This window comes from Acinetobacter sp. YH12156 (genome assembly GCF_013418235.1).
Taxonomy (GTDB): Bacteria; Pseudomonadota; Gammaproteobacteria; order Pseudomonadales; family Moraxellaceae; genus Acinetobacter; species Acinetobacter pseudolwoffii.
In genome coordinates, this window is record NZ_VPCL01000018.1 from 41,727 (window position 1) to 48,780 (window position 7,054).

Here is a 7,054-nt window from a genome sequence, read left to right on the forward strand (position 1 = left end):
ACATCATGGATAAAACCATCGGTATTTTTGGCGGCGGTCAGCTCGGGCGCATGATGGCGCAAGCGGCATTGCCATTGAATATTCAATGTACTTTCTTTGAAGCAAGTACGGATTGCCCTTCTGCGACACTCGGTCAAGTGATTTCCAGCAAGGCCGAAAATGGTCTACAGGATTTTATTGACAGTGCTGATGTATTCAGTCTGGAATTTGAAAATACCCCGCTTGCAGATGTGGATGTGCTGGTGAAAAATAAAGACCTGCATCCACCACGCCAAGCCTTGGCAATTGCACAGCATCGTCTGTCTGAAAAAGCCCTGTTTGATACGCTCGACATTCCTGTTGCGCCGTATAAGGCAGTGACTGCACTTGAAGGTTTACAGGCTGCTGTGGCTGAACTGGGCTTACCAATCGTATTAAAAACCTCTCGCGGTGGTTACGATGGTAAGGGTCAATTTGTCCTGCGGAGTGCTGATCAAATTGAGCAGGCTTGGGCGGAACTTGGCCCTGCCGGTGAACTGATTGCAGAAAGCTTTGTGACGTTCTCACGTGAAGTGTCGATCATTGCGGTACGTGGTCAAAATGGTGATGTAAAAACCTGGCCCCTGGCTGAAAATCATCATCACAATGGCATTCTGTCGCACTCGATTGTGCCTGCACCGAACAGTGCAGACTTGCAGCCGGTCGCACAGGACTACATCACTCGCCTACTCAATCATCTGAACTATGTGGGCGTCTTGACCCTTGAGCTGTTTGTGACAGACAAAGGCTTATATGCAAACGAGATGGCACCACGTGTGCATAACTCAGGGCACTGGTCGATTGAAGGTGCAGTCTGCTCACAGTTCGAAAACCATATTCGTGCGGTGGCCGGTCTGCCACTGGGTTCAACGGAAGTGATTCGTCCAAGCGTACTGGTGAATATCATCGGACAGCATCCAAAATCTGCAGATGTTCTGGCTTTAGAAGGTGCGCATTTGCATCTGTATAACAAGTCAGAGCGTGAAGGTCGTAAGATTGGTCACATTACCCTGATGCCAACCGACAGTACTCAGCTGACGACTTTATGCCGTCAACTGGCGAAGATTTTACCGAATCCACTGGCATTGAGCGAAGATATGACCATTTAAGCGCTATCTTGCTGATAAAAAAAGCGATCACTTCGGTGGTCGCTTTTTTATTTATCCAGATTCAGGCATGATTGCGCCTCTTCGAAAATGCCTGCCATTTATCGGATCATGATATTTTTCAATTGATTGTAAAATAAACAATTGCGTATACATAAAAGAGTCTAAATGAAGATTCACAGACCACAGAGAAATACTTTGAATTTAAAATATTAAATTTAAAACAGTCTTTGAATTTAAAGTTTAAATGAATTCAAAATATGAATTTAAATTCAAACCGCTACTTTGAAATCAAAGTTTAAATTTAAAAATAAACCAAGCCACCCTGTTTTTAATTCACAAAATAAAACCTTGATAAATATCTGATTAATCCTGTTTATGTTAAGTTATCCACAAAGAAGGTTTTGAATTTAAAGGTTGTTTCCTGGATTTTAAATTTAAATTCAAACAGCGCCGCTGCTTTTGAATTTAAAAACAAGTTGTGGATAAGTTATTTAAATTTAAAACTACAAAATGAATTCAAAAGTGCAGAAATTATGAATTTAAATTTACCTATTTGAGCTTTAATTTTTAGATTGAGCTGCTATGTTAGGAACATAATTCAAAATCTAAATATTCAAGGGTCTTATGCAACGTTTTGCGCTTGTGGTTGGTTCTTTATTCTTGGCTGTTTCTCAGGCAAATGCCGAGCTGATTATTAATGGTCAGCGTGTCGACACGACTACTTTGCCTTCAGCGGCCAGCAGCCCGTCAAATTTCCCTGCCCAGAATAATTTTCAAAACTGTTTGGCGAATTTACGTAGTCAGGCTGTAGCAAAAGGTGTTAGTGCAGGCAGCTATGACCGTTATACGCAAAATTTAACGCCTGATTATTCCGTAATTGAACGTTTAAACTATCAACCGGAATTTTCTACCCCGATTTGGGACTATTTGTCTGGTTTGGTCGATGAAGAGCGGGTTCAGCTCGGCCGGCAAAAATTACAGCAACATCGCGAAGTCTTAAATCGTGTTTCCGCAGCCTATGGCGTGCCTGCAGAAACGATTGTCGCGGTATGGGGTGTAGAAAGTAATTTTGGTGATATTTCCGGTCGCTATCCTTTATTGCAGGCTCTGGGAACATTGAGCTGTGAAGGGCGACGCCAGAGTTATTTCCGTGGTGAGTTTTTTACCACCATGAAATTATTGCAGCGCGGTGATGTACGAGAGGATCAGCTGAAAGGTTCATGGGCTGGAGCTTTTGGTCATACCCAGTTTATGCCATCGACCTATGATGAGCTTGCGGTCGATTTTGATGGCGATGGCCGCCGTGATCTGGTCAGTAGTATTCCGGATGCTTTGGCATCAACCGCCAACTTTTTAAGCAAGCGTGGTTGGCAGACCGGACAGCCTTGGGGTTTTGAAGTAAAAATCCCGCAAGGCATGTCAATCTCAAATGAAGGCCGTCGCAATAAAAAATCACTGAATAGCTGGATTAGCCGTGGTGTAGTGCGTGCCGATGGTTCCCCTTTAATTCAAGGGAATTTATCAGCATCTTCTCAGGCTGGCTTGCTTGCGCCTGCCGGCCCGAATGGCCCAGTCTTCCTGGTCTTTAGAAACTTTGATGCCATTTATAGCTATAATGCAGCAGAAAGTTATGCCTTGGCGATTGCGCATTTATCCGATCGTTTACAGGGTAAAGGGAGCTTCAGCACATCTTGGCCAACCGATGACGCGGGTACATCGCGTTCAGAACGTCGCGAGATTCAGCAATTTTTACTAAATCGTGGCTATGACATTGGTGCGGTGGATGGCCTGATTGGTGATAAAACCCGTCAGGCGATTCGTCAGGAACAGCAGCGTTTGGGCTTGAGTCCGACCGGCCGCGCCGGCCAGCAGATTCTGCGTGCGTTCCGTAATGAAAATGCCAAACTGATGATGCAATAAGTAAGATTGAAAATGAAAAAGGTCTGTATAAATGCAGACCTTTTTTTATAACTTTAGATTGCTCTGGTCAGGTTTAAACAGCAGTAATGGTTCCCAGAACACGATAGCCTAAAGCACCGGTCACCGCTGGCAGGTTACCATTGAGTTGCTTGATAAAACGCATCGCCAGCCAGGCAAAGGCGGTGGCTTCTACCCAGGTCGGACTGAGGCCCAAATCAGCCGTGGTTTGTATGCTCCATTCATGTTTGCGTAAGCGCCAGCGCAGTTGCTCAAGTAAATAGGAATTATAAGCGCCACCACCACATACGAAAACTTGTCCGGTATCCATACCAGAACGGTAAATGGCTTTTTTAATCGCACGGGTAGTGAGCTTTAATAAGGTCGCCTGCACATTTTCCGGGGTATCTTCCAGTTCATCGTATTGCAGGTCATTGCGCCAGTCGGCAATCTGCTCATCCAGCCATTCCAGGTTAAAGTCTTCACGGCCGGTACTTTTAGGCGGTTCTTTAGAGAAAAATTCGTGTGACTGTAAACGATCCAGCAGGCTGCGAATCGGCGTACCATAAGCGGCCCAATTGCCATTTTCATCATAAGGCTGGCCGGTATAACGCGCGCACCAGGCATCCATCAGAATGTTGGCCGGCCCTGTATCAAAGCCATAAACATCATCAGGACTTCCGGCAGGTAACAGGCTGACATTAGCAATCCCGCCCAGATTTAAAATCACCCGGTGAATGCTGTCATGCTGGAAAATATCCTGATGAAAGGCAGGAACCAATGGTGCACCTTGACCACCCGCCGCCAAATCACGACGACGGAAATCTGAAATCACCGGAATCTGGGTGATTTCGGTAATAATATTGGGGTCACCAATTTGCAGGGTAAAACCATGCTCAGGGCGATGGCGGATGGTCTGACCATGTGAGCCAATGGCTTTAATTTTAGATTTATCTAACTGGTTGTTTTCAATCAGTTGGTTGATACCATGACCAATCATTTCTGCCAAGGCCACATCGGCCTTGCCCATACGGTCAATTTCATTGTCATCGGGCAAAGTCAGTGCCATCAGCTCATGCCGCAGGTCAGGATCGAATGCCAAAGTGAGTGTGGCATGAAGCTGTAAAGGATCAAAAGAAGCAGCAACAATATCGACACCATCCATGCTTGTGCCGGTCATTACCCCAATATAGATCGCTGTCATGGTTATTCTTAAGCCTGCAATATGCTGAAAAAGTGTTAGTATATCGCACAAATTGAGTAACTGATGTATTGGATTTTGTGATGTCAAATTTCCTGCCGGCTGAAGAACAACTTGCCCTCATTCAACGAGGCACCCATGAAATTATTTCTGAAGAAGACCTTCTTAAGAAATTAAAAAAGAATCGTCCATTAAAAATTAAAGCAGGTTTTGACCCAACTGCGCCTGACCTGCACTTAGGTCATACGGTTCTCATCAACAAGTTAAAAGTATTTCAGGATTTGGGCCACGAAGTATTCTTCCTGATCGGTGACTACACGGCGATGATCGGTGATCCAACAGGTAAAAGTGCTACACGTCCACCATTATCACGTGAACAAGTTTTAGAAAATGCAAAAACCTATCAAGAACAAGTGTTTAAAATTCTTGATCCAAACAAAACCAAAGTTGTATTTAACTCGGAATGGTTTGCACAAAAAACTGCGGCTGACTTAATTCAATTGGCATCACAGCAAACTGTGGCGCGTATGTTGGAGCGTGACGACTTTACCAAGCGTTATAACAGTCAACAGCCGATCGCGATTCACGAATTCTTGTATCCATTGGTACAAGGTTATGATTCGGTGGCTTTAGAAGCGGACGTAGAGTTGGGCGGTACAGACCAGACCTTTAACCTGTTGATGGGTCGTACGCTACAAGGTCGTTATGATCAGGAAGCACAAGTGTGTATTACGGTGCCTATTCTTGAAGGTTTAGATGGCGTGAATAAAATGTCTAAATCTTTAGGCAACTATATTGGTGTATTTGATGCGCCAGGTGCGATGTATCAAAAAGTGCTTTCAATGCCGGATGCATTGATTGAGCGTTATTTTGATCTGCTCAGCTTTAAATCAATTGAAGAAATTCAGCAGTTGCTAAAAGAAATTGCTGAAGGCCGTAATCCTCAAGAGGTGAAAAAGATTCTTGCGCTGGAGCTGGTTGAGCGTTTCCACGGAAGCGACGCTGCTGCGCATGCACATAAAGGTGCAGGTAATATCATTACTGAGGGTGAATTACCGGAAGGTACGCCAGAAGTGACTATTTCACGTGGTGAGTTTGGTGGTGAAATCTTTATTACTTCAATTTTACGTGAAGCAGGTTTGACCAAGAATGCGGCCCAAGCCAAAGATGCTTTAGGTCGTGGCGCGGTGAAAGTGGATTGGCACACTGTAGATAGTTCTTATTCGGTTAAGGAAAATCTGACCTTGATCGTTCAGGCCAGCAAAAAAGCGATTGCGAAAGTTACTTTCACCGATTAAAAAATTGATAAGTTATTGAAATAAAAGCAGGCTTCGGTCTGCTTTTTTATTGATGTTCTATATTCATAAAGCAAATAAGCAACTTCAAAAAAAACCCTATAAAAACAAGAGTTAAATTTTCCCAAATTGCTTGCTTTTCGGGTTTATTATCTATAGGATTTATTCATCTAGAGAATTGGTTCAAAGCATCTAGAGGGTGATAATAAGACAACTCCACAATTTATAAGGTCTCTTCCCCAAGAGACTCTTTTTTAAGCTTTAAAGTGAATAACTATAATAATGACATAATGGATCGGGTAAAGATTCAATTCTAAGGAGGAGATTTTGGGAGAGATCTCTTCCTTTTTTATTTGTAGCGATTTCATTCTGAACCTTTAAAATCGCAGGTATTATTTTCTTGGAGAGGGCATTCCACCTAGAATTCATCCTCTAATTAAGTGTTGTTTTGCTAGCTAAAGGGTGGCTGACTATATTGGTTCGCAAAAGACAGCACAATATAAAAAGAAAGCAGAGGGGGTTCGATGTATCGCTATCCAACAGAAAATATTTTTGATGAAGACATTGATTGTATTTTAAGTTTCTTATTTGAATATCAGTCTGCCGAACAAAAACAGCAACGTTATATCCCTGTCTATAACTTATTTATGCAGCTTGATCTGGCTGCGAATTACTATCTATTTTCCCTGATTGAAGAGCGTTTACCGCGACGTGCAAAACTATTTTTTGTTGCTGAAGACTATCAGGGCAAAAAAGACATAATTATAGAAGTCATGCAATACTGGCTTGGGCAGCGCAAGCAGGAAAAGTAACTGAATAGAATTAACCTGCTGATATGTTCTATCTCTATATAGATAAGCAAGCTTGTGCGGCCTTATACCCAAACACCAAAATCATTGAATAACATCTTTATAGCCTAAGATACCGATACGCTTTTATAAGAAGTTTCACTAAAAAAGTGCGAATGAACTACCAAGCCGAAAGGAGAGAATCGTTGGTTTCGCTAATATGTCATGATTTGGTTTTGTTTCTGGGGGTTGAACGAGATAAAAAGCATTATTTAAGGATAAACAGCAAAAATTACTACTCTAGCTATTATTTTGATCGCTTTTAAGTCTAATTAAATTTTGGCTTATAAAAATAAAATGATGTGTTTAGTGCATTTATTGCATAAAAACGCTTAAAAATTAGATAAAAAAGCGATTTTTTAGGATTTTTTGTAGAAAAAAAAGACATACGTGAAAAATATAGTGAATTGGGGGTTGCAATGATTCTGAAATCCTCTAGAATGCACCCATACCGACGAGATAGACGAAAACGAACGAAGCAGATTGCTGAGTTGTTAAGTATATCGAAGTCCAGCTTCTGGCACTGACGAGGTGTTAGAAAGATCATTAAGAGCTTATGAAGAACAACTTGTGTGGATTTTTACTGGTTGATCGATCGAAATTATTTTCATTGATTGATGGTAGAAATGACTCGAAGTTTATTTGAGAAATATTTGTCAGAAAATT

5 protein-coding genes are annotated in these 7,054 nt (G+C 42.2%); 4 read left to right on the top strand and 1 reads right to left on the bottom strand.

The window, feature by feature from the left end; genetic code table 11:
• The first annotated feature begins 5 nt into the window (after positions 1–5).
• Positions 6–1,127 (top strand): 5-(carboxyamino)imidazole ribonucleotide synthase, encoded by a 1,122-nt coding sequence (locus FTU87_RS14280; RefSeq protein ID WP_005173460.1) that lies wholly within the window; start codon positions 6–8, stop codon positions 1,125–1,127.
• Between the two features lie 624 nt (positions 1,128–1,751).
• Complete coding sequence (locus FTU87_RS14285; protein ID WP_100535508.1) at positions 1,752–3,047, top strand: lytic murein transglycosylase; 1,296 nt, start codon at positions 1,752–1,754, stop codon at positions 3,045–3,047.
• A gap of 73 nt (positions 3,048–3,120) precedes the next feature.
• Here FTU87_RS14285 and FTU87_RS14290 read toward each other — a convergent pair whose 3' ends face one another.
• The gene (locus FTU87_RS14290; protein ID WP_100358107.1) at positions 3,121–4,248 is read right to left on the bottom strand and encodes an anhydro-N-acetylmuramic acid kinase; all 1,128 of its coding nucleotides are present in this window, start codon (positions 4,246–4,248) and stop codon (positions 3,121–3,123) included.
• An 80-nt stretch (positions 4,249–4,328) separates the two neighbouring features.
• Between FTU87_RS14290 and tyrS the strand changes: the two genes are divergently transcribed.
• Together tyrS and FTU87_RS14300 are read left to right on the top strand one after the other, a co-directional pair.
• Positions 4,329–5,543 carry a tyrosine--tRNA ligase gene (tyrS, locus tag FTU87_RS14295; RefSeq protein WP_100535507.1) on the top strand — a complete coding sequence of 405 codons (1,215 nt, stop codon included), beginning with the start codon at positions 4,329–4,331 and terminating at the stop codon, positions 5,541–5,543.
• Positions 5,544–6,064: 521 nt separating this feature from the next.
• A complete protein-coding gene (locus FTU87_RS14300; RefSeq protein WP_005173437.1) occupies positions 6,065–6,352 on the top strand; it encodes a hypothetical protein in 288 nt (95 codons plus the stop codon).
• Positions 6,353–7,054 lie beyond the last annotated feature (702 nt).